Raw genomic sequence first — 21863 nt, forward strand, 5'->3', positions numbered from 1 at the left:
GGTCAGTGGGTGCCTTCGCGGTAGATCCGCTGGGCGCGGTTGAAGAGCCAACGCCCGACGCGTATGCGCTTGCCGGTGGCCTTGCAGCGGCGGCAGCACTTGCCGCGCTTGGGCCGTCCCTTGCGGTCGGTGGCCATGGCGAAGCCGAAGCCGTTGCACCTGCGGCAGGTACCGAACGGGCTGCCCACACACAGAGCGCTGTAACCGAGCGTGACGATGAACAGGCAGGCGATAGCAAGGGCGATGAGGGGCATGAGGGGGCCTTTCTCGGGGTTTCCGGGGTTTTCGCAGGTGGGGTGCTATGCATTAGATCGCAGATCAGGTGCTATGTGGGGTACTAGCGGGGGTGCTACCAGTAGCAGGGCGAGGTGCTACCGGTAGCACCGTCCGGGGCTAGGCGGCGCCCCGCTTTTCGTCACGCTCCGCAATCGCCTTCGTGAGGTCGGCGCGGGTGATGCCGCGGCGGGTGGTGCGGGTTCCCTCGTCGGTGGTCCCGGCCACGTCGCGGGTCTTGATGCCGTGCGGCTTGAGCGCGCTGGTGACGTTCTCGCCCTTCCAGCCGCCGTAGACCTCCGGCCGCAGCTCGGCCAGCCGGGCGGCGATGCGCTCGTTCCACACCCGCTCTTCCGACGGCGGCACGATGGCTGCCACGTCGGCAAGCAGGTCGTACGACGGCCCGGCCGGAGTCTCGCTCTGCTCTCCCAGGGCGATGCCGGACAGGGTGCCCTCGGCCTTGCGCAGCGCGTACGCGCGCTGGGCGATGGCGTGGGTGGCGTTGTCGTCCAGGTAGGCGGTGCGCACCACGACCGGCAGCGCGGTCGCTCCGGCGAGGTAGCCGTTACCGGCGTCGATCTCCGGACGGAACGACGTGGCCCGCACACCGTTCTTGTAGGCGGAGGTGCCCAGGATCATGTCGTTCTCGACCTGGCCCGCGACCTTGAGAGCGAAGCGGATCGACACGTTGCCGCTGATCCCGGTCGGGAGCGAATCCTTGTCCGGGCGCTGCGTGGCCAGGATCAGGATCACGCCCAGGGCGCGACCGAGCTTGATGATGAACTCGGCGTCCTCACCTGCCTGTTTGCCGTACTTGGGGTGGGCGAACAGGTTCTGGCACTCATCGAATACCCCGACCAGGGGCCACAGCTTCAGCGACCGCTTGTCGGCGATCTGCCGAGTGATGCGCTTGTCCGGGCACAGGTCCCGCGGCAGCTTCTTGATCGCCGCCGCACGGCGCATGACCTCCGCACGCAGCAGCTTCAGCGAGTCGGCCGCGTACTTGATCGAGTCGTCGTCGATGCCGGAGACGAACCGATGCGAGACGCATTCGAGGGAGTCCAGGTCACCGGTGCCCTTGTTCTCGTGCAGCCACAGTTCCACCGACGGATCCAAGGCGGCGCCGCAGGCCAGTACGCGCACGGAGGCGGTCTTGCCCTGGCCGGGCAGCGAGCCGATCAGGATGTTGTGCTGGATCATTGGCACCGACTGAGCCCGGCCGCGCGGGTCGATGCCGAACGGGTTGCGCTTGAAGATGTCGTGCCGACGGGCGTTCGCGAGCTGCCACTTGACCATGCCAGTCTTGGACAGATCCCTGTCCCCCACCCACAGGATGAGGCGCCCCTCGTGCTCGCTGGGGTCGGCGTCGGGCCACACGCAGCCCAGGGGGCGGCGCAGGCCGGAGGCGAGTCGGGCGCGCCGGTCGGCCACGTCGGCGACCGTGACACCCAACGGCAGGTCGATGTCCGCGCGCCAGCCGGGCCCCTCGCGGGTGATCGGGGCGACGAACTTGATGCCGTCCTGGCCCTTCGCCACGGCACTGGCGATCTGCCCGATGCCGATGGATGCCATGGCCTTGACCACGATGTCGCTGGTCAGCTTCTGCACCTCGGTCTTGATGACCGCGCGAGTGGCCAGCGGAGCATCCGCCGGCGCGCCCAGCCAGCCGAGCGTCAGCACGGTGACCGTGGCGGCGATGACCTGCGTCATCGGCTCGGCGCCGTAGACCAGGAACAGGCCCATACCCATGGCGAACAGGGCCCCGAGGATGGTCAGGAGCATCCGCAGCCGTACCCGGCGGTCACGCTGGCGGGACAGCTTCAGATACAGCTCGGAGTTCTCCCGGCGTGCCTCCGCCTGCCGCAGCGGCTCGCCCTCGGCATCGACAGCCCAACGCCCCACGCGGGTCAGAGTGTTGGCCAGGCCACGCGGGGAGCGCCAGACGAGCTTGGGCACGTACAGGAACGGCACGCGGACCGCGTGGAAGGTGATGGTGTGCCAGACGTGCCCGGTCAGCCACCGCATCGCGTCGGCGAACTCCGGGCCCGACTTCACCCACGCGGGGAGGACGTCCAGCCGCTTGGAGTCGCGGATGCGGTCGATCAGACCGGGGCCCGACTGAGTCGGCGCCGCACGGTCGACCAGGGTGGGGGCGGAGCCGTCCGACTTCACAGCGCTCGGGTCGGCCGACCGATCGGGCCCGGAGTCGGGCGACGCGTCGGGCGCGCGGTCGGCCGACTCAGTACGGGCCGATCGGGCCTTGTCGAGGTCGACCACGTCGCCCGCCGGGTCGCCCGTCATCTCGGCTTCCAGCCGGTTGAAGAGTTCGTTGTCGTCGTCGGGGTGCTTCACTGAGGGTTCCTTCTCTCTGGGAGGGATGCGGGGCCCGGCCGCTGCTTTGGTCGGTTGGAGACCGGGCCCCGTGTTGGTCATGCGGCGCGCTGTTCCTCGGGGTAGGCGCAGAGGAGGCACATCCCGAGCGAGGTCGGGAGGCAGTAGCCGTATGTGATCTGGCACTTGGGGCAGGTGCGCCGGGCGAGCATCGCCAGGGCGAGCGCACCCCACTTGCGGGAGGTCATCGGCCTAACCGGCTTCGCACGGTCGACGCGGTAGAGGTAGGCGACCTGTACCCCGGCCTTGCGGCCCCGGTGGCGGCGCATCACCTGAGCCGCGACCGGTTGTCCGCCGGGCCGCAGCCCGGCCGTGCGCAGCTGACGGCGGGTGGCGTAGCCGTCCGGGGCGAAGTGCCACGGGAAGGTGGGGATGCCGAACCGGGTGCCGGACGGGTCGAAGCACTTGGTATAAGCGGACATCAGGCAGCCACCCCCACGACCGGTGCGTCGGTCCGGGCCCCGGTGCGTCTGGCTCTCCGTCCGGTGACCGTGGCGAACAGTCGCCCGAGACCCGCCCGGCGAGTCCCGGCGCGCGCCTGCTTTGCCGCGTACATCGCCTCATCGGCCCGCCGCAGCAACCCGGACAGGTCGTCGCCGGGGAAGTCAGAGGCACGCACCCAGCCAAGGGAGACAGTGGTGTGTACGGCCGGGTCCTGGCCGCCGTCCGGGCGGGCGAGCACGCTGTGCAGGACGGCGAGCATGTCGGCGGCGGTGCCGTGGTCGTCGATGAGGACGGCGGCGAATTCATCGCCCCCGAGCCGCCCGGCCACTCCGGAGCGGCCGACGTGGTGGCCGAGCCGTTCCGCGGTCGCCTTCAGCAGGGCGTCTCCGGCCGCGTGGCCGAAGGTGTCGTTGATCTGCTTGAAGCGGTCGACATCGGCCAGTACCACGACCGCCCGCGGGTCCCGCAGCAGCGCCGTGGCGCGGCGGGTGAACGCCTCGCGCGTCCGTAAGCCGGTCAGCGGGTCGCGGCGGGCGACGTTCAGGCGCCGGCGCAGCCACAGCGTGTGGGCTGTCCAGCCGGAGGCGACCGGAGCGGCCGCGGCGAGCATGGTCAACAGAGTGTTCATGCAGCCGCCCCCTCAGTTCCCTCGTCGTCGCCGTCGATGGAGTGCAGGCGGCGTCCCTCGGCCCGTTCGGTCAGCAACAGGTCACGCAACACGCGGGAGTTGGCCGCAGAGCAGTGCAGCGTGGTCCGGATGGCTTCCGCGTTGATCGCGTCATCGGCCCAGTCGGACGTAGCTTCACGCGCCTCGATGAACAGTTCCGCAGGGGTTCGCGGGGTCTTGCCGCTCTTGGCCTTGCCCTTGGTGCTGGCCGGGCGCTTGCGTGGCGCCTTGGGCGCCTCCGGCTTGGACTCCTCCGCCTGCGGCGGAACGGGCGGGACATCCTCGCTCGCCGGGGCCAGCTCGCCCAGCTTCAGGAGCACGCGTTCCGGGCGCGGGGTCTTCGCCCGCCACCGCCGACCGTGCCGGTCCCGCAGCCGGGCGCGGGCCAACTGCCGCTCACGCTCCCGCTTCAGCGCCTCCGAGTACGACGTGATCTCCCACAGCGTCATCCGCCGCCACAGGGCGAACGTCGACAGCGGGGCGAGCATCCAGCGGGAGAACCGCACCTTCTCCATCCGCCGGCCGGTCGCGGCACCGATCCGTACGGCGTAGACGTGGGCGCCGATCTCGGAGAACACCACCCACAGCAGCGGCATCGTGCCGTGCGCCACCTTGGCCCACAGCGTGTGCCCGGCGGCGACGTTCAGCCCGCAGGTGATGAGCGTGAGGACCCAGGGAACGAATCGCACCCACGCGAGCGCCATATCCATCCGGATCAAAAGCAGGTTGGCGACGGTGAACACCGGAATGGCTACGTCGATGCCGACGGGCAGCATCCACGGCTCGCCGAAACCCCAGTTGGCCGCTGCGGCCGACACGGCGTCGAATGAGGCGATCAGCCCCAGGGCACCTACACCCGCCGCGGCGAGCGCACCCAGTCCGGCAAGGCCCATCTCCGGCTTCGTCAGCGGCGGAACCGCCGGACGCCCCGTCTCGGTTGCGGTTGTCATGCCGCCGCTCCCTTCCGGGACGACCGGCGTCGGGTCCCCGGGCGCGCCAGCGGGACGACGTTGAAGAGCTCCGGGGCGTGTGCCTCGATCACCTCGGCGGCGATTCGCGCCACGTCGTCCGGAAGGCTGCGGTACTCGGGGTCGGCCAGGATGTCGCGCGCCGCGTCCAGACGGGCCGCGCGCTCTACTTCGGTCTCGCCCTCCACGCCGAGCCACAGCTCAACCGGTGTGCCAAGGGCCAGTTCCACGAAGTCCTCAGCTGAGACGGCCTGTTGATGGCCGACGTACGTGCGCATGGATGTTCTCCTAAGTCGATGGGCAGGGAGGACCGCGGCGGAGGGCGACCTTGCTGGGGAGTCCCAGCGCCATGGTCGTCATTCAGATTGACCTAGGTCAATCTGGCTGTCAAGAGAGTCTGAGCGAAGAGCAGAGATTGACCTAGGTCCGGCTACTCTCGAACCCATGGAGCAGAGCCCAGAAGCGCCCAAGCACACGCCCACGGCCAAGGAGATCGCTGCGGAGTTCCGCGAGAAGATCACGGGCCCCGACCGCGAGTACGCCCCGGGAGATCAGCTCCCCGCGGCTCGCAAGCTCGCCAAAGACCTTGGCGTGCAGCTCATGACCGTGCAGAGCGCGTTCGGCCAGCTCCGCGACGAAGGGTTGGTCCTCACCCAGCAGGGCCGCGGGACGTTCGTCCGTGACCCCTCGATGCCGCTCGGCACCGAGCCGGGCAGTAGCCCCGCGTTCACCGCTCTGGCCACAGAGCTCAGCTCGATTCATGACGCTCTTCGTCTGCTCGGTGAGCGATTGGACCGCCTTGAACGGCTTGTCGGCGATGGGACTCCACCCTCGCCGTGAGTTCGTCCGCACGCTGTAGCAGTCGTTCAACCGTGGCGTGCGCCTTGCTCAAACTCGCTTCGATCAAGGCAAGTTCCGTGGGAGTCAGACCTCCCAACTCGCCGCTTCGCTCATTGATCCCTGACATGGCAATGAGCATGCGGCCGGAAATGGAAGAGGACCCGGACAGACTGTCCGGGTCCTCTTTCCTTGCAGGTCACGCAGGTTGACGACTCGTCATCGCGTGGCTTCCTCCACGGCGTCCAGCACTGCGGCCCACGGAAGTTCACGCCCCGCCGGCGCTTCCCTCGGCTCGTACAGCGGCCAGACGTCGGGGCCATAGACGACGCGCACTCCCCCGGCCCGAAGAGCGTCGATGTGGCCTTGCCACGCTGGATGGCGAGCATGCGCAGCGTTCACCCGCGGGAAGACGACGACCGGCAGACCGAGGGTGCCAATAGCCTCGCCAACCTGCGTCAGTGCCTGGTTGTCCATCAGGCCAGTCGCAAGCTTGGCGACCATGTTGGCGGACGCGGGAGCGACCACGTAGCAATCGACCGGCGGATGCGGCCGGGACTCACCGGGCAGGCGCGGTTCGTCGCGTACGGGTAGGCCGGTGAGCTTCTCCAGCCGCTCAACCTCCCCGCTCATCCGCAGCCACTGACCTGCGGTCGGCGTCAGCGTGACGGCCACCTGCCATCCGCGGTCCATCGCGGGTTCGACGAGACCGGTACGCAGTGCCTCTACGCCCCCGGCCGCCGACCCGACGACCCCGAGCACCCCGCGCTTGCCTGGACTCACTGCACCGCCCTGCACCGTTGCGCCATCACGAACACCTCGGACGAACGCCAGCCGCCCGTCACGGGAGACTGCTTGATCAGGTCCCGCAGCGTCTCGCGCACCCTCGGATTGTTGCGTACGAGCTGCGGCGACGTGCGCTCGGCCGTCCGCAGCTCCGCGAACGCCTCGTCTCCCTGGCCGGCGAGGGATAGAGCTCGCGCGTAGTCGATGCGGTGGGAGACGCTGCGCTCCTGCGGCATGTGGTCGACGTTGATCCGGCCGTGTTCCACCACGTACGAGACGTTGTCGAGGTCCAGCTCAACGGACAGGCGATGGAGCAGGACGTTCGTCGGCCCGAATCCGGTCTGCCAGTAGTTTTCATCTGAGCCGAAGTCGTCCGCGAGTTCTTCGGCACGGCCCAACAGCCCTGTGGCGGTGGGCCGATCCTGATGCCGCGCTGCCGCGACTGCGGCACGCAGGTGGATCATCCCGAGCAAGCTGAGCGCGGCCGGGTCACTCTCCGTCACCTGGGACGACAGCCACCTCGCCGCCGTGTTACCCAGTTCGAGAGCGTCGTCGTAGCGCCCGCTGGCAAGCAGGGCATGCGTGCCTGACCGGGCCGCGGATGCCAACACGAGCGGGTCGTCCGACTCGTCAGCGGCTCGCATCGCGCGCTCTGCAGCGAGCCACGAGATGTCAGACTCACCGATCTTCGCGAGCGTCGTAGCGGCGAGGTGGTGTGTACGGGCCGACACTGCCCAGCAATCGCTACGGTCGTCGCCGCGGCGCGCCGCGCGATCCTCCAACTCCTGTGCGGTCTGAAGCAGCGCGGGCAGAGCGGCGATGACGCTGCCGAGCCGTCCGCCCTGGTAGTCGTTCCATGCCTGTTCCACACGTACGGCCACCGGGGCGGGTGTCGGCAGCTGAGTCTCTGCCTCGGGGCCGAAGAGCAGACGCGAGAGGCGACGCGGGGTCATAAGGGCGTCGCGTACGGCGGGGACGTCGTCCTGTTGGCGCTCGTCTTCCATGAGGACGGTTTGTCCGAGCAGGTCTCCAAGGGGCACGCGCAGGACGCGCGCCAGCTCCGTGAGCATGTCGATGCGCGGCGGGTTCCGGCGCCCGGTCTCGATCTTCGCGAGCCAGTCGGTGCTACGACCGACCAGGCCGGCCAGCACCTCTTGCGTGTAGCCACGGCGCTTCCGGTAGAACGCGATGCGCTCGCCGATGCTGAGGTGATCTCCAAGACCACGCATGGGGTGTTGCCTCCCGCTGCTGAGTAGGGGGACTTTCAAGGTACCGACGTGGCGGGGAAGGCGTAAGTGATCTCAGCCCTGACCGCTTATGACCAGCGTGCGGCACTGAACAGGCGAGGACCCGGACGGATTGTCCGGGTCTGATGGAACCATGCCGGGAGGTGTCCACACTGTCCGGCTGTCCGGTTATGGCTCCCACCTGCACAAACACCCCGGACAGCCACAACAGATGGTGTCCGGGGTGTCCGCGCTGGAGTCGAATTCAGATGTCGCGGACGAGTCGAGGCCTGGGGGAAGGAGCGGTTCACGACATCAACGTGCGCACACGCCTCCCCCTCACCCCGGACAGCTCAAAGTGCAGGTGTCCGGGCTGTGCGGTCACATACGGCCGTGCAGCTAGTTATGGCAGCACTCGAAGATGATCATCAATTGGCACTGTTGACGGGGGAAGTGTCGTGATCAGGAGCTCGTCAGCAGCACGCTTCCCAACCTTGCCAGCCGCCGAATATCGCGTACTTACCAGCCTCTTAGTGATACGCCAACGCCGCACCCCTAGATTCACTCGGTCAGATTCCAAGGGATTCATACGGTCACGCGCGTATAGCCATGTACTATCAGTAAGTGATGGGTGGTTATCATAGCTCAGCAGCCATCTGAACTGAGCCTTAGTCCTAAGGTAATGAGCGAGACTGAGATGCAGAAATTCTGTGCCCTTTCCTGAGTCCACTCCTCCGGAACTACCGTAGCCACCTCGCGGGTCAAAGGAAGTTCTGTACAGCATTGATGACTTATCAATATACGGCGGATCTAGATAGGCGATCACTCGTGACGGAAGTAGTTGCGGATACCGCTCCGGAACATCATCTAGCGTACGCCTCCAGTCCTTCCGCCAAACATCGACAAGTCGCCCGACATCGTACAGATGACCAACGTACCGAACGCGCTCGGCAAGGGCTTCTGGATTCCATCGACACCCGATGGGGTATTTACTTTCTTGTGCTCGACCGCCAATAGGTCCAGCTTTTCCGTGCAAAATCCCCGAGAAAGTAGTTCGATTTAGGAAAAGGCATTGCATAGCAGCCGCAAGGCGACGGTCGCGCGGCGCCATATCGGCCGACGGCCTCCAATTCCTCCAGTAGTCCCATCGCTCGACAGCAGCAGGGCCCCCGCGCCTTACAAAGCGATTCCACTCATCGTACATACGGTCCACCAGCCGCTCTGTGTCCTCGGCTGCAACCTGCCAAAAAGCGGTAACGAGCGGATCGGCGTCGGCGAGTAGGATGCGATCAACGGTACCGTCGCCGATCATCCGCAGTGAGGCAGAGGCTCCCCCGGCAAAGGGCTCCACGAGCAAATTAATCTCAGGGACCTCGCGTGACTGCTTCGCTGAAGTGATCACTCGCGCGATCACAGGAGCAAGTGCAGACTTGGCGCCTGGGTAACGAAGGGGAGACTGGTAGCGCCCGCGTGCAAGACCGTGATCCACTGAGGCCAAGTTCGCGGTAATCGCCTTTTCATGGCCGTTGATCGCGTCACCTGTACCCAAGAGCGCAGCAGTTCGCGCCAGCTCATCGGTTGTAGTGGCCGCGATCGGCTCTGTCAGGGTGGACATGCTCGTATTCTGCCTGATAGCGCCGCCACTTGGTACATGCTGCTACCTCTTGAAGTAGGTCGGTGGCTGCACCGCCTGCAAGTCAAGCTTAAGCCCCGGAATGTTCTGCTGAGCCATCATGGTCAGAACCGAACGACCAACTCCGAGCGGGAGCGCTGCCGCGGAGTGCGCCAACGCCACAGGAATGACCGCATGTTGGTACATACGGGTTCGCAACGAGTCCAGCACCTCGCAAATCAGACGAAGCGTCGGGTACGCGTCCCAGCCCTCGGCAGCGCTGCTGCCATCGTAAGGACTGACTCCGGGTGCCGCAGGCACCGTGATCACCAGTGGGTCGCCGGCCTGGGTGCGATAGATGAATCTCCGTCCGTAGAACTCATCCACCCCGTAGTGGTTACTCTCCGACCGGCCCGAGATCCGATTGATGTAGTCGTTAGTCAGGCGCATCACGTGGCCAACAGGAATCCAGTCAGCGATCTGCTCTGCGTGTTCTACGAATGCTCCGCTCTTCTCAATCCCGACCATCAGCGGAGCAACTAGGTTCTGACCCTTGCACCAACTAGCGAGATCTCCAAGGTGTTCGACAAAACGTCGCTTGAGCGGTGCCAACGGACCGTGCAATGCGAGAGGCCCATCCGTGACAAAAAGCGTATGCCGGAGGACCTCAGGAGCCGAATCCGCGAAAAAGTTCAGATAGCACAAGGTCATCAGCCGCTCAGCCACGCTCATCACACGGCCCATGGGTGTGAAGTTGGAGCCTTCTACGTTGTACTCTTCGTGCGTGCGAAGCGCGTCAGAAAGGTACAGCGTGCCGCCGCAGGATGGACAACTACCACCACTCGCTGCCACGGTAAGCTGTGCTCCATTCGGGGCGGATTCACCGCAGTTGGGACACACTCGGAGAGGAATACGTTCCGCACGAGCTTTTCGGGTTCCGTGCAGCGCGAGAAGGCCGTCAGCCAGAGTCATGGTGGTACTGGAGTCGAACCGAGAGCTCATGAGGAAAGCATCGAGCTCACTTCGCCACGTATCGACCCCACTCATTCCGGGTCGCACGAGTTGCGACCCGGGCAGCGCAACGTCGAACGCGTACTCTGTCTGCGCCTTTCGAACAGCGCGGGGGTCGATGTAGCGCTCAACAGCCAGGGCTCGGAAAGCGTCGAGCTGCACCATTGAGCCAGCTACCCTCAGGTAGCCAACCTTGACGGTCGGATGGTCGCGTGTAGCCTCAACCTCAGTATCTGATCCGTCAACTGTGATGGAAAAGTCGACATCTTCCGGGTCACCCACGCGAGGTAGGCCTTCCAGGGGAAGAGACAAACTTTCGATCTCGTCCTTGCTGTTGGGCCTGGAACTCGTTATCTCCCACCGTTGCAAAGCGGCCTTCACCGCTTCGTTTCGGACGGTGTCCACATGGCCGAGGCGAGAGGCCTTCTCTCCGGGGTACGGCATGAGTCACCGGTCGCTTTCTGCCGGTGAAATATTGGCCAGGCCAGCCGCCTTGCGAGCCTCGTTGACCATTGCATGGTCAAACTTGGCAATCTGTGCAGGGACGATGTACTTCCCCGAGTACGTCTTCATACGGACGAAGCCCACGTCTTCTGCACGAATGATGCTCGGAGCCCAGACCCTGAAGTCGTAATAGTGGGAAAGCTCGCGAGTTTCGTGATCTGAGTTCAAGTGCGCCACTAGCCAGTTAGATGTGTTGGACAAGATGCGCTTGTCAACAGACGTAACTTCTTGCGTGGCGTAGATCAACCCCATCTTATATTTTGCAGCTTCCTTGGAAAGCCGCACCCAAGGGTCTTCAGCCACTTCCCGTCCTCCACGCTCAAACAGGTTGTGAGCTTCCTCTACTACGATCTGCATTTCCAGCGGGTCCGCATCCTCTCGGAACCGCTCACCCGCCTTGTTGAGCAAGTGTGTAACAATCCGCTCCGACATGACCTTGGCGACAAGCTCATTGCCGCTTGACAGGTCAACAATCGATAGACGACCCGCGACCATGTCCTGCCAGAGAAGTTCCGCTACGTCTCCTGCCGACTCGGCGCCGTGAAATGGCCGAATCGTCCTGATAGCTGACGTTACACCCGTGTATTCATAGACCCCAAAGATATCCGGGAAACGCGAATTCTCGTCGTGCCACTTCGGAAACTCGGCGGATCGCTTACCCACCCAGTTAGCAAGAGCTAGTGCAGCGGTAGGCGAGTTGACGGCGTACTTACCCCTCCCGGCCGGCACAATGGCATTCGGGTTTTCCTTGAGGAAAGCATCAGCCTTTTCCTGGGGCAGAGCAACGTTGAGCGCCGAGAAGCGAGGGGTTGTGAAGCCACATTTGGCGAGCAACCCGTAGAAGGCTACGAGCGCCCAGCCCCAACGGTTATGGGCGCTAAAGTCCTGACGGTCGGGTTCAGTCAGGTCTGCGGAGCGAAAGCTCTTGGCGTAGTTAGTGTTTACCTGCGCGGTCGCGTCGCTTACGAGGCTCCATGCGGCCTCCAGCACGTCGCGGTCATAGAAGTTTAGTCGAAGTGTCTTCTCGCGGGAATCGCTCGGATCCGGAACAACCTTGTAGATTCTCACGGTCCGATCATCGTCGCCCAGCAAGCGGAGCCCCGTACCGTCCTGCCGATTGACGTTTGCATACTCACCCTGAGGGTCGAAGATGAGCTGACCTATTGAACGCTGATGCTCAGAGGCGTATCGATGAACGGCTGTCACAAGCGTCTTGATGGTATTGGACTTACCTGTCCTGGTCATACCAAACACTGCGGTCTTGCGCCCAACGAAGTCCGAAACGTCAATGCGAACGTCTGCCTGGTCAGTGCCAGCAATCAGCGCCTTACGCCGCGTGGCAGCGAACCGGACCTTGCCAATGGCGAGGGAATCGCGTTCGTCGGCGGCCGCTGGGTACGAAGCTAGCCACGACAGGACGTCAGTCGACGGCAGGAATACCTGATATCGAGCAGAGACAACAACATTGTCGATATCGGCGCCATACTCGACTCGCGCATCTCGTGCATCTGTCTCGGTATAGAAGGTTCCCAAAACCTCACAGTCGAAGGCAGACTGCTGGAGCTCGTTCCGCGTCAGGACGTCCGTGACGTCATCAAAGTCAACTCCCGAGGCACCAGCGTCGCGTACGACGGCAAGCCGGGTTTGAATGAGCTCAGACTCGTTGGGAAGCGGCGCAGTGCCACGAACACGGAGCAAGATGATCTCTTGATCTTCAAGGATGAACCCAGCCTCCGTGCTGTCCCCGGCCACTGCAAGCAGAAAGCCACCCCGAGGGACGCCGCCAGCCTCATGCTTCTTGAAATCGTCAGTAAGGACCACAGCTGAGTCGTAGTCCAGCCGGAAGATTCCGCCGACCGGCTTACAGCCTTGATTGATCAAAGCCGTCAGAGGCTTCCTGAGCTGCGTCGAGTGCTGAACCTTCGCCGCGATCCCTGTCACGCAGTCCCTCCCTCATCCCCCCGCGCACGAGCGCGACGCTACGTCCGATGTCCCCAGTAAGCGCGGCAGATCGTACTGCTGCCTACTGACAGTCAGTTTCGGCGTCAGCGACTATGTGTGTGGCAAGTTCAGCCCAAGTGACCGAAATTGATCGATTGGCTCATACATAAGACCGCGTCGCCCCTTCCAAACCGGCTGATTGCATCCCTTGCCTTCATAAACATCAGATATAGCCCAAAGTGCACCTTTCCGGACTGTGCGGTTAAATCGGCTGTAACACTCAGGGGCGTCGCTCCACCCGCATAGGACAATCTGTTCGTCGAATGGCGTGAGCCTCTCGGAGGGACGCCGCGGTATCTCGAAGCGCTGCTATGCGCTGCACCGTCTCCGCTCATCGGTGCGCTCGGGGCACCAGCGGTAATAGCTGTCGTCGAGGTTGCGGCTGTGCGTTGTCCGGCCGTGCTTGGGTCGCCATCCACGCCAGTAGCGGGTGTTGCAGCGATTGCACAGCGGCGCGCGTACAAAGCCGTGCGTGTGGCAGTGGTCCCACACCGCTGCCCTCACGGTCATGCAGCTCGCGCACATGAACTGTGCAGCGGTCGGCCAGTTCCGTCGGCCGGCGGGATCGACCCGGTAGTGCTCACCGGCCAGCTCGCCGTGATACACCACCGCGTCCGCGTCGCTGCCTCTCGCGCCGTAGACGACCGCGGTGCGGGTGACCTCGCCTTGCTCGGCCACCACTGCATCGCCGACACGCTCGAACCAGCCTGCGGCATCCTGTCCGTGGTGCTGCCCCAGACATGAGCACTGGCATTCAGCGCCTGTTGCTTCCAGACATGCCCTGGTGCATTGCGACAGCCTCGACATATCTCGGTAGAGCACGATGAACCCGTACCGGTCGACCGCCGCCGTCACCAGCCGCACGAGGCTGCTGCGCGGCAGGTTCCATCGGTCGCCGTTGAACTCCGGGGAGCGGATGCCCACTGTCTCGTGCAGCCAACGGCGGTTGCCCTTCCGGGGCGGGATCTTGGCGATGACTTGCCCGTTCAAGGGGAGCCACACCATCGCCACCGCTCCGATCCCGGGTTCCGTGACTACACGTCCATCGACGATACGTACCGGTAAGTCGGCCATCATGATCCAAAGGTGACATGCCCATTGGCAGTTAGGAACCCCGCCTCCAAGCATGGGACCGAGGCCGGCGGTTCCGCTCGGATGCAGGCACCACCTCGCAGGACAGCGCCCCCAAGTGTTGCAGCCCGTCGGCGAAGTGTTACAGCCCGTCGGCGGAGCCGACCTCTCAATGGGCGCAGGAGCCGGAGGCGACTTCCGACTTCGCACTATCTGCGATACGGGAGGGCACGTCACGCCTCCCGGGATCAAGGAACCTGCTGTTCAGAGCCCATTCGCAAGCCGAACTCTGATTGTGCTCCGGAGCCGTGTGCGCAGGTTCGAATCCTGCCGGGGGCACCTTGGGTTAAGGTGCCTGAAGACCCCGCCATCAGCGCTTTTGCTGGGGCGGGGTCTTCGCATATGTGCCGGCGTGTGCTGCTCGGAGCGGCTGTGTCTCGGGGGCTGTTGACGCCGTGGGCTGACCGTGGGGCAGGAATTCGCAGGTCTGGCCCGGGAAATGGCGGGACCCCCGGACTGTGGTCCCGGGGCCCCGCGGTGCAAGTGTCGGAGGGTTCAGGTTCTCTTCCCGCCCCGCGAGTGTCGTGGCGTTGGTTTTCATCTGGCCGCCAGAAGTGCCACTGCGGGACGGTGATCCGGAGCGTTCCGTCTCGTGCGCGCTCATGACCGGGCGGTGCCGGCCACACTGCTCGGTCATGAGGTGACGCCTCAGCTGTTGACGAAGTCGCGTACCTGGCCGTAGACGGTCGGGTCCGAGCCGATGGCGATGTGGCCGAGGCAGGCGGTCTGGGTGTTCGTCGCACCGCTCAGGGCGACACTGCTGTCCGGGTTGATGACGGTGTCGCAGGGCGACCACCAGGTGCCGTAACGCGGGGTGCCCGGCGTTTCGTCCCCGGAGTTCAGCGAGGTGACGAAGGCGGACCCTATGCGCATCTCGATGCAGGAGGTGTAGCCGCATCCGTTGGCCCAGTCAGTGCCGTGGTTGGGACCGGCCAGCGAGACCCAGGCGTCGATCTTTCCGCTGCCTCCCAGGTTCTTGGCGTAGTACCGGCTGGACAGCCCGCCCATGGAGTGGGTGACGACGTCGACCTTGGCTGCGCCGGTGGCCGCGAGCAGACGATCCACCTCAGCGGCCAACTGCTGGGCGGTGGTGGCGTTGGACTGTCGCCAGTCGTAGCTCCACTGGTCCAGGTGGGACGACGGCCAGCCGTCGGCCCTGAAGGCGTCGGCCATGGTGTTCCAGTAGGAGCCGGACGAGCTGTACCCGTGGACGAACAGGACGGGGTGGCTGGACGGGCCGAAACTCGATGTACCGGCGGCGTGGACCGGAGCAGCGGAGGTGAACGCCAGCAGAGTGCTCACGACGGCGGAAAGCACGTACTTATTCAACGCGTACCTCTGGTGATCGGCGGCTCTGTGGGGGGAGGCCGCGAGGAGGTTACTTCCCAGTAGGTCAGCGGAGTCAATAGCCGCGCAGAAATCAGTACAGGGTCGTTCACCTGTACTTTCGCTCCATGTCGTAGCGTTTTCCGAGCCTGGCCGTCGTCGACCGGCCCCTGTGTCTGCGGCCGTGCATGACGCAGCCTGCCGGTGCTGCGCGCAGGCCCCACGCAGCCCGCACAGCGGTGCTCAGCCAGCCGTGGACTGTCCGTGGACCCGCCTGGTTTGCTGTCGCGGTTGCTTCGAGAGCAGGTCGTGAACAGGCCAAAGCCGACGGCGCCCAGGGCTGCGTGGATCCAGCCCCAGGCCGTCGGGTCGAACGGGGAGACGTGATGTGCGCGTCGTGGTGAAGACGTCGTCGTCGGTCATCCCCGCTACGCCGCGCCCGATGGCGATGATGCCGGTGATTCGTCAGCATGAGGGCCGAGAACGCCGTCAGCCGGTGGCCCTTCGTTGAGTGGTGCCGGGCCCACCCGTGCGCAGCGGTCATGCCCCGCTAGCGCATTCTCACGTCGTCCGGCGAGGGGTGGCCGCCGGCCAGGACCAGTTCCTTCGCCCTGCGGAACTCCTCGTCCGTGATGTCGCCGCGGGCGCGGATCTCCGACAGCTTGGCGAGCTCGTCCACGCTGCCGGAGCGGTTCTCGCCGCCCTTGGCTGTCTCCCGGACGTAGCTCTCGAACGCCTCCTGCTGGGCGCGCGCCTGGGCGGCCTCGCGGCGGCCCATGTTCTTGCCGCGGGCGATCACGTAGACGAAGACCCCGAGGAACGGCAGGACGCAGCAGAACACCAGCCAGCCGGTCTTCGCCCAGCCGCTCATCGAGTCGTCCCGGATGATGTCGACGACGATCCGGAACAGCAGGATGAACCACATGATCCACAGGAAGATCCAGAACACCGTCCAGAAGGCGCTCAACAGTGGAAAATCGTAGGCGAGATACGTCTGCGCGCTCATGGTCGTCCTCCGTTCCGGGCGCGGTCGGCGCGGGGGACCCGGCCGGTGGCGCATGCCGTGTCTCAGCGTGCCCACGGCAAGACGGGGAGGGCTTCACCCGTGAAGGGTGAGGTGCAGGAACGGCGAATTGCCACTTTCGCCCCATCCGCACCGGTGTTCTACGGTGGAGAGGAACGACGCTGCTCATCCCCTCACCACCATCGAGGTGACGGTTATGACCGAGACCACTCAGCGCAGGAACACAGCGGGCAGGCAGGACGGGGCGCCGTCGCAGGGCGGCAGGGGCGCTCCCGGCACCCGCGGGAACACCGCCATCGCGGACACGGTCGTCGCGAAGATCGCGGGTATGGCGGCCCGTGAGATTCCCGAGGTGCACAGCCTCGGCGGAAGCATGACCAGGGCCTTCGGGGCTGTGCGTCAGCGGGTGCCGGGCGGGGGCAGCGGTGTCACCCAGGGCGTGAAGGTCGAGGTGGGCGAGCGTCAGGCCGCCGTCGATCTCGACGTGGTCATCGAGTACGGCGCCGCCATCGTCGACACCGCCGCGGACGTACGGACCAACGTCGTCAACGCTGTGGAGCGGATGACCGGGCTGGAGGTCGTGGAGGTCAACATCGCCGTCGACGACGTCCATCTGCCGGACGAGGAGGACGAGTCCGAGGAGCAGGAGGGCCGGAGGGTCTCCTGACCGACCCGAGGGCCCGAGCGGCCCGGGCGGCCCGAGCGGTCTGACTGCTGGCACAGGGGCCTTCCGCACGAAGCCCTTGCCCCCTCGCCTGCCCGTCTGAGGGGTCTTCCTCGGGAGACCCCTCCTCCTTCGCCGGACCCCCCTGACGGGCCTTCCTCGAGACACCCTCGGTTTCGCCCCTCAGTACACCTCCGGGACCGCCCCCGCACCGCACGGCAGGTGCACGCGGTCACCGTGGCCGCAGTGGACGACGCGGTCGCCGAGGCCGATGCGGTCGGCCTCGGCGAGGAACGCGGACAGGGGCGAGCGCATCACCGTGTAGTCCTCGTAGTGCACGGGCAGGACGAGGCGGGGGTCGAGGCGGCGGGCCAGTTCGGCGCCCTGGGTGCCGTCCATCGTGACCACGAAGCCTCCGGGGAGGCGGGTGCCGCCCAGGTGCAGGACGGCGAGGTCGGCTGCCGGGAAGCGGTCGGCGATCTCGTTCAGGCCGTCGTACACGAGCGTGTCGCCCGAGATGTAGAGGCGCATGCGGGGTGGCCCTCCGGCGGGGCCGAACTCCAGCATGCTTCCCATCACCGGTGGCAGCAGCCCGCGCAGCACCGCCTGGCCGGCGTGCCTGCCGGGCAGGGCGGTGACCGTGACCTGGACGCCGTCCCGTTGGAGGGTGATCCCCTTCCAGGTGCGCAGTCCCGCCGTCCGGTGGAAACGGTGCACTGTCCTGAGGCGGCGGGCGGCGTGCGGAGTGGTCAGGATCGGCACGGTGTGGTCCAGGTGCCGGCGGGCCCGGCGGTCCCAGTGGTCGCCGTGCAGGTGTGACAGCACGACGGCGTCGAGGCGGGGCAGTTCGTGCACGTCCAGGGCCGGTTCGGTCAGGCGGCGGCTCAGCAGGCCGTAGCCGAGGTGGGCGTACTGACCCCGGTGGAGGAAGTTCGGGTCGGTCAGCAGGGTCAGCGGGCCGTACGACAGCAGCACCGTCGCGTTTCCGATGAAGTGGACGTCGAGTGCGTCGCCGGTGCCACGACCCGGCCCGTTGCCGGCGTGGTTATCACTGTGGTCATCCGTGGGCTGCGGCATGCTTCCTCCGGTCTCCCCGGCTCCTCCGGTCTCCCCCGGCTCCCCCGGTTCCGCGCCTCCGCCGGTTCCGCGGTCTTTCCGGCCTCCCGTCCCCCGCGTCTCCTTGCTCTTCCCCGACGGGCGGCCCCCGGCGGAAGCCGGCCAGTACCGGGCGCGCGGGCTGTCAGGCCGAGCGCTTGCTGTCAGGCCGAGCGCTTGCGGGACGTCGACTTCTTCGCCGCCGTCTTCTTCGTGGTGCTCTTGGACGCCGCCTTCTTCGTCGTCCCCTGGCCCTGTGCGGACTTGGCCGTCGACTTCTTGGCCGCCGTGGTCTTCTTGGCCGCCGTCTTCTTCGCGGTGGACGTCGACTTCTTGCCGCCGGTCTGCTTGGGGGCCGCCCGGGCCGTCTTGCGCTGCGGGAGCGGCTTCACCTCGGCGTGCTCCGCCTCCTCGCCCCGGGACTCGCGGGCGGCGCGGACACTGCTCTCCAGGGCCGCCATCAGGTCCAGGACCTTGCCGCCCGTGGCCGGTTCCGGGGCCTGCGGCGGGGCCTCGCCGGCGGCCTTCGCGGCGATGACCTCCTCCACGGCCTCGCGGTACTCGTCGTGCAGGTCCTCCAGGTCGACCTCGCCCAGGGTGTCCATCAGCGCGTCCGCCAGGTCCAGCTCCTGGTCGCGGACGGTGACGTTCGCGTCGGGGGCCAGGCCCTCGGGGGCGCGGACCTCGTCCGGCCACAGCAGGCCGTGCATGGCGATGGCCTCGCCGACGACCCTGAGCATGCCCAGCCGCTCCCTGCCGCGCAGGGCGAACTTGGCGATCGCCACCTTGTTGCTGCGCTTCAGCGCCTCGCGCAGCAGGGTGTACGGCTTCGCCGCGGGGGCTCCGCTCGCCTGGAGGTAGTACGCGGCGTCCATCTGGAGCGGGTCGATCCGGTCGGCCGGGACGAAGGCGACGATCTCGATGGTCTTGGCCGTCGGGATGGGCAGGCTCGACAGGTCCTCCTCGGTGATCGGGATGATCGAGCCGTCCGCGTCCTCGTAGCCCTTGCCGATCTCCCCCTGGGTGACCTCGCGGTCCTCCAGTTCGCAGAATTTGCGGTAGCGGATGCGGCCGCCGTCCTCGGTGTGGATCTGGCGGAAGGAGATCGAGTGGCTCTCGGTGGCGTTCACCAGTTTGATCGGAATGCTGACCAGGCCGAACGAGATGGCGCCGTTCCAAATGGATCTCACGTGCAGCACCCTTCCGGTCACTCTGGGGAGTGTTCGTCATGGTTTGCGTGGGATTCTTATCGTATGGCGCCTATCACAGTGGTGGAGGGGCGACGGGTCGCTCTCAGCAATCTGGAGAAGGTGCTGTATCCCGCCACGGGCTTCACCAAGGGCGAGGTGCTGCACTACTACGCGACCGTCGCCGAGGTCCTGCTGCCCCATCTGCGGGACCGGGCGGTGTCCTTCCTGCGCTACCCGGACGGGCCGGACGGGCAGGTGTTCTTCACGAAGAACGTGCCGCCGGGTACGCCCGAGTGGGTCACCACCGCCGAGGTGCCCCGGGTCGAGGGGCCGTCACGCATGGTCCTGGTGCAGGATCTGCCGAGCCTGATGTGGTCGGCGAACCTCGTGACCGAGTTCCACACCCACCAGTGGCTCGTCGGCACACCGGACGAGGCGGACCGGATCGTGTTCGACCTCGATCCGGGGGCGCCGGCGAGCATCGTCCAGTGCTGCGATGTCGCCCTCTGGCTGCGGGAACGGCTCGCGTGCGACGGCCTCGAGGCCTACGCCAAGACCTCCGGCTCGAAGGGGCTGCACCTGCTCGCCGCCGTGCGCGGGGCCTCCTCCGAGCGCGTGTCCGAGTACGCCAAGGCACTCGCCGTCGAGGCGGAGAAGGCCATGCCCCGGCTCGCACTGCACCGGATGACCAGGAGCCTGCGCCCGGGGAAGGTCTTCGTCGACTGGAGCCAGAACGCCGCCCGCAAGACCACGGCGACCCCTTACACCCTCCGGGCCCGCCCCGAACCGACCGTCTCGGCGCCGGTCACCTGGGGGGAGATCGAGGAGTGCCGCGCCCCCGGGCAGCTGGACTTCCACGCGGTCGACATCGCCCCGAGGGTCCAGGACTACGGCGACCTCCTGGCCCCGCTGCTGGACCCGGACGAGGCCGGGACCCTGCCGTAGCGGGGCGACCGGCGGCTCACACCGCGGAGTGCGCCGACCAACTGCTCGCGCCGCGGAGTGCACCCCTACCAGCCGCTCACGCCACGCAGCACGGAGTGCGCCTCGGCCAACTGCTCACGACGCGGAGTACGGCCCTGCTCCCTCACACCCGCACCCACGTATTCCGGTCACGCGCCATCGCATGCAAGGCCTCCACGTCCGCCGGCTTCAGCACGCCGCCCCGTCGCGCCAGACCCTCCACCTCCGCCGCCGTCAGGACGTCGACCTCACGGGGTGCGGTCGGGATCGTCAGGGCGCCCGGGTCCACCAGGGCGAGCACGGGGCGGACCTCCGCCGTGAGGGCATGGGTGGCGCGCTCGGCGTCGGTGCGCAGGCGGCGCAGCAGGGGGTACGGGTCGCGGCGGCCCAGGGCGATCATGGGGTCGGCGACCCGGACGCGCTGCTTGCGCGCGTGCAGGGCGTGGACGGCGTAGAGGCCGCCGGGGCCGATCAGCAGGTGGTGGATGCGGTCGCCGCCGGGGAGCGGCACGGAGTGCAGGGTGTGCCAGCCCGCACCGTCGAGGCGGTCCAGGGCGTCACCGACCGTCTGCTCGGCCGCCAGGGCCCTGCGGCGCGGGTCGGGACGGAGCCGGTGGGTGGGGCCGGGGTCGCGGTCGAGGGCGACGACGAGGGCCTCGCCGGGGCGGTTGGGGGCCAGGTCGTCGTCGGGGTGGAGGGCGAGGCGGGCCAGCTCCGCGGGGGTAGGCACCGGGGGCGCCCCCACCGTCACGGGGCCGGTGATGAAGGGCCCGAGCGCCCTGAGGACGTCGTCCTCGCGGTCCCGGCCGAGCAGGTTCACCCGGGCGGCCTCACGGTCGTACCAGGCGATGTTCCGGCCGTCCGGGAGGCAGACGTAGAGCCGCTCCCGGCCGTGCCGCCAGGTCGGTATGACGCGCAGTCCGTTCATGCACCATCACCCCAGTCCATGGGAACAGGCGGGGTGCTGCGGGGGCAAGAACCTGGTTACCTTGGAGAGGAGTTGGGCAGGCGGCCCGCGGACCCTCGGGCGGTCATGGTGGGGAGGCGCCGTTGCGTACCCGCAGTAAACCGGACGTCCCCGCCCCGGAGAGTCCGTGGAGCGAGGTCGTTCCCGGGCTCTGGATGGGCGGTCACGAGTACACAGGGGCCTTGGGGCACCTGGAGTTCGCCGTCGTACGGGACGAGTTCGATCTCGTTCAGACGCTGCTGCGGCTGCCGGGGCACGGGCCCGATCCGGGCGTCCGGCACCATGTGTGGCCCATTCCCGACGGGCCGCTGGACGGGACGCAGCTGGCCGGGGTGATCCGGCTGGCGGAGGCCGCGTGTGAGGCGCTGGAGGAGGGCCGCCGGGTCCTCGTCCGCTGCTTCCACGGGTACAACCGCTCCGGTCTCGTGGTCGCGCACGCGTTGATGCGCCAAGGCAGCTCCGCGGAGGCGGCGATCCGGCTGATCCGGGCCCGTCGCTCGCCGTGGGCGCTGCACAACGACCTGTTCGTCGAGTATCTGCGGGCCGGGCTGGCCACGGCCCGGCTGCTGGAGGAGCTCACGGAGTAGCAGAACGCCGTACGGCTGCACGCACACGGCCCCCCTCTCGCGCAAATGGGACTTCCCCGCGAATAAGGTGTACGCGGCCGACCGTCTCATGTATGGCGCGGCCGGGCCGTCTCGTGCATGGCGTCACGTGCATGGCGCGGCCGGCCGTCACGTCCGGCGGGTGTCCGTCCGTACGCCGGCCGTGCGCCAGCCGTAG

Annotated in this window: 21 protein-coding genes; 4 read left to right on the forward strand and 17 right to left on the reverse strand. The window is 66.7% G+C overall.

Annotated elements, in window-relative coordinates:
• Nucleotides 1-2 precede the first annotated feature (2 nt).
• The 6 genes from ACFZDI_RS01790 to ACFZDI_RS01815 form a co-directional block, all read right to left on the reverse strand.
• Nucleotides 3-254 carry a hypothetical protein gene (locus ACFZDI_RS01790; RefSeq protein WP_391247086.1) on the reverse strand — a complete coding sequence of 84 codons (252 nt, stop codon included), beginning with the start codon at nt 252-254 and terminating at the stop codon, nt 3-5.
• A 139-nt stretch (nt 255-393) separates the two neighbouring features.
• Nucleotides 394-2625 (reverse strand): FtsK/SpoIIIE domain-containing protein, encoded by a 2232-nt coding sequence (locus tag ACFZDI_RS01795; RefSeq protein ID WP_391247088.1) that lies wholly within the window; start codon nt 2623-2625, stop codon nt 394-396.
• 77 nt (nt 2626-2702) lie between these two features.
• Entirely contained in the window at nt 2703-3086 is a 384-nt protein-coding gene (locus tag ACFZDI_RS01800) for an RRQRL motif-containing zinc-binding protein (protein WP_391247090.1), read from the reverse strand.
• Complete coding sequence (locus tag ACFZDI_RS01805) at nt 3086-3736, reverse strand: diguanylate cyclase domain-containing protein (protein ID WP_391247092.1); 651 nt, start codon at nt 3734-3736, stop codon at nt 3086-3088. The genes ACFZDI_RS01800 and ACFZDI_RS01805 overlap by 1 nt, the downstream gene beginning before the upstream one ends.
• Complete coding sequence (locus tag ACFZDI_RS01810; protein ID WP_391247093.1) at nt 3733-4725, reverse strand: DUF2637 domain-containing protein; 993 nt, start codon at nt 4723-4725, stop codon at nt 3733-3735. The genes ACFZDI_RS01805 and ACFZDI_RS01810 overlap by 4 nt, the downstream gene beginning before the upstream one ends.
• A complete protein-coding gene (locus tag ACFZDI_RS01815) occupies nt 4722-5021 on the reverse strand; it encodes a hypothetical protein (RefSeq protein WP_391247095.1) in 300 nt (99 codons plus the stop codon). Before ACFZDI_RS01815 ends, ACFZDI_RS01810 begins: the two co-directional genes overlap by 4 nt.
• Nucleotides 5022-5187: 166 nt before the next feature.
• On the opposite strand from ACFZDI_RS01815, the gene ACFZDI_RS01820 reads away from it, so the two are divergent.
• The gene (locus tag ACFZDI_RS01820; protein WP_391247097.1) at nt 5188-5583 is read left to right on the forward strand and encodes a GntR family transcriptional regulator; all 396 of its coding nucleotides are present in this window, start codon (nt 5188-5190) and stop codon (nt 5581-5583) included.
• A 216-nt stretch (nt 5584-5799) separates the two neighbouring features.
• Here ACFZDI_RS01820 and ACFZDI_RS01825 read toward each other — a convergent pair whose 3' ends face one another.
• The 8 genes from ACFZDI_RS01825 to ACFZDI_RS01860 form a co-directional block, all read right to left on the reverse strand.
• On the reverse strand, nt 5800-6378 hold the full coding sequence (locus ACFZDI_RS01825) for a flavoprotein (RefSeq protein ID WP_391247099.1): 579 nt from the start codon (nt 6376-6378) through the stop codon (nt 5800-5802).
• The gene (locus tag ACFZDI_RS01830; RefSeq protein ID WP_391247100.1) at nt 6360-7595 is read right to left on the reverse strand and encodes a helix-turn-helix domain-containing protein; all 1236 of its coding nucleotides are present in this window, start codon (nt 7593-7595) and stop codon (nt 6360-6362) included. Before ACFZDI_RS01830 ends, ACFZDI_RS01825 begins: the two co-directional genes overlap by 19 nt.
• 400 nt (nt 7596-7995) lie before the next feature.
• Nucleotides 7996-9207 (reverse strand): DNA adenine methylase, encoded by a 1212-nt coding sequence (locus tag ACFZDI_RS01835; protein ID WP_391247102.1) that lies wholly within the window; start codon nt 9205-9207, stop codon nt 7996-7998.
• Between the two features lie 42 nt (nt 9208-9249).
• Nucleotides 9250-10620 (reverse strand): hypothetical protein, encoded by a 1371-nt coding sequence (locus tag ACFZDI_RS01840; RefSeq protein ID WP_391247104.1) that lies wholly within the window; start codon nt 10618-10620, stop codon nt 9250-9252.
• A gap of 42 nt (nt 10621-10662) precedes the next feature.
• A complete protein-coding gene (locus ACFZDI_RS01845; protein WP_391247106.1) occupies nt 10663-12660 on the reverse strand; it encodes a helicase HerA domain-containing protein in 1998 nt (665 codons plus the stop codon).
• A gap of 369 nt (nt 12661-13029) precedes the next feature.
• Nucleotides 13030-13797: an endonuclease domain-containing protein gene (locus ACFZDI_RS01850; protein ID WP_391247108.1), complete on the reverse strand. Its 768-nt coding sequence runs from the start codon at nt 13795-13797 to the stop codon at nt 13030-13032.
• Nucleotides 13798-14499: 702 nt separating this feature from the next.
• Nucleotides 14500-15168, reverse strand: a complete 669-nt coding sequence (locus ACFZDI_RS01855) for an alpha/beta fold hydrolase (RefSeq protein WP_391247110.1) — start codon at nt 15166-15168, stop codon at nt 14500-14502.
• 559 nt (nt 15169-15727) lie between these two features.
• A complete protein-coding gene (locus ACFZDI_RS01860; RefSeq protein WP_234848802.1) occupies nt 15728-16183 on the reverse strand; it encodes an SHOCT domain-containing protein in 456 nt (151 codons plus the stop codon).
• A gap of 214 nt (nt 16184-16397) precedes the next feature.
• On the opposite strand from ACFZDI_RS01860, the gene ACFZDI_RS01865 reads away from it, so the two are divergent.
• Nucleotides 16398-16868: an Asp23/Gls24 family envelope stress response protein gene (locus tag ACFZDI_RS01865; RefSeq protein ID WP_234848803.1), complete on the forward strand. Its 471-nt coding sequence runs from the start codon at nt 16398-16400 to the stop codon at nt 16866-16868.
• A gap of 180 nt (nt 16869-17048) precedes the next feature.
• Here the strand turns inward: ACFZDI_RS01865 and ACFZDI_RS01870 are convergent, their stop codons facing one another.
• Together ACFZDI_RS01870 and ACFZDI_RS01875 are read right to left on the reverse strand one after the other, a co-directional pair.
• Entirely contained in the window at nt 17049-17942 is an 894-nt protein-coding gene (locus ACFZDI_RS01870) for an MBL fold metallo-hydrolase (protein WP_391247112.1), read from the reverse strand.
• A gap of 182 nt (nt 17943-18124) precedes the next feature.
• Nucleotides 18125-19159 carry a Ku protein gene (locus ACFZDI_RS01875; RefSeq protein WP_234848818.1) on the reverse strand — a complete coding sequence of 345 codons (1035 nt, stop codon included), beginning with the start codon at nt 19157-19159 and terminating at the stop codon, nt 18125-18127.
• Between the two features lie 54 nt (nt 19160-19213).
• Here ACFZDI_RS01875 and ligD point away from each other — a divergent pair, with 54 nt between their 5' ends.
• The gene (gene ligD / locus ACFZDI_RS01880) at nt 19214-20095 is read left to right on the forward strand and encodes a non-homologous end-joining DNA ligase (protein WP_391247115.1); all 882 of its coding nucleotides are present in this window, start codon (nt 19214-19216) and stop codon (nt 20093-20095) included.
• Between the two features lie 142 nt (nt 20096-20237).
• On the opposite strand, the gene ACFZDI_RS01885 is transcribed toward ligD, so the two are convergent.
• Nucleotides 20238-21041: an NERD domain-containing protein gene (locus ACFZDI_RS01885; RefSeq protein WP_391247117.1), complete on the reverse strand. Its 804-nt coding sequence runs from the start codon at nt 21039-21041 to the stop codon at nt 20238-20240.
• A 122-nt stretch (nt 21042-21163) separates the two neighbouring features.
• On the opposite strand from ACFZDI_RS01885, the gene ACFZDI_RS01890 reads away from it, so the two are divergent.
• Nucleotides 21164-21667: a dual specificity protein phosphatase family protein gene (locus ACFZDI_RS01890; RefSeq protein ID WP_234848807.1), complete on the forward strand. Its 504-nt coding sequence runs from the start codon at nt 21164-21166 to the stop codon at nt 21665-21667.
• Nucleotides 21668-21863: the final 196 nt, after the last annotated feature.

It is taken from the genome of Streptomyces sp. NPDC007907 (assembly GCF_042959365.1).
GTDB lineage: Bacteria > Actinomycetota > Actinomycetes > Streptomycetales > Streptomycetaceae > Streptomyces > Streptomyces indiaensis.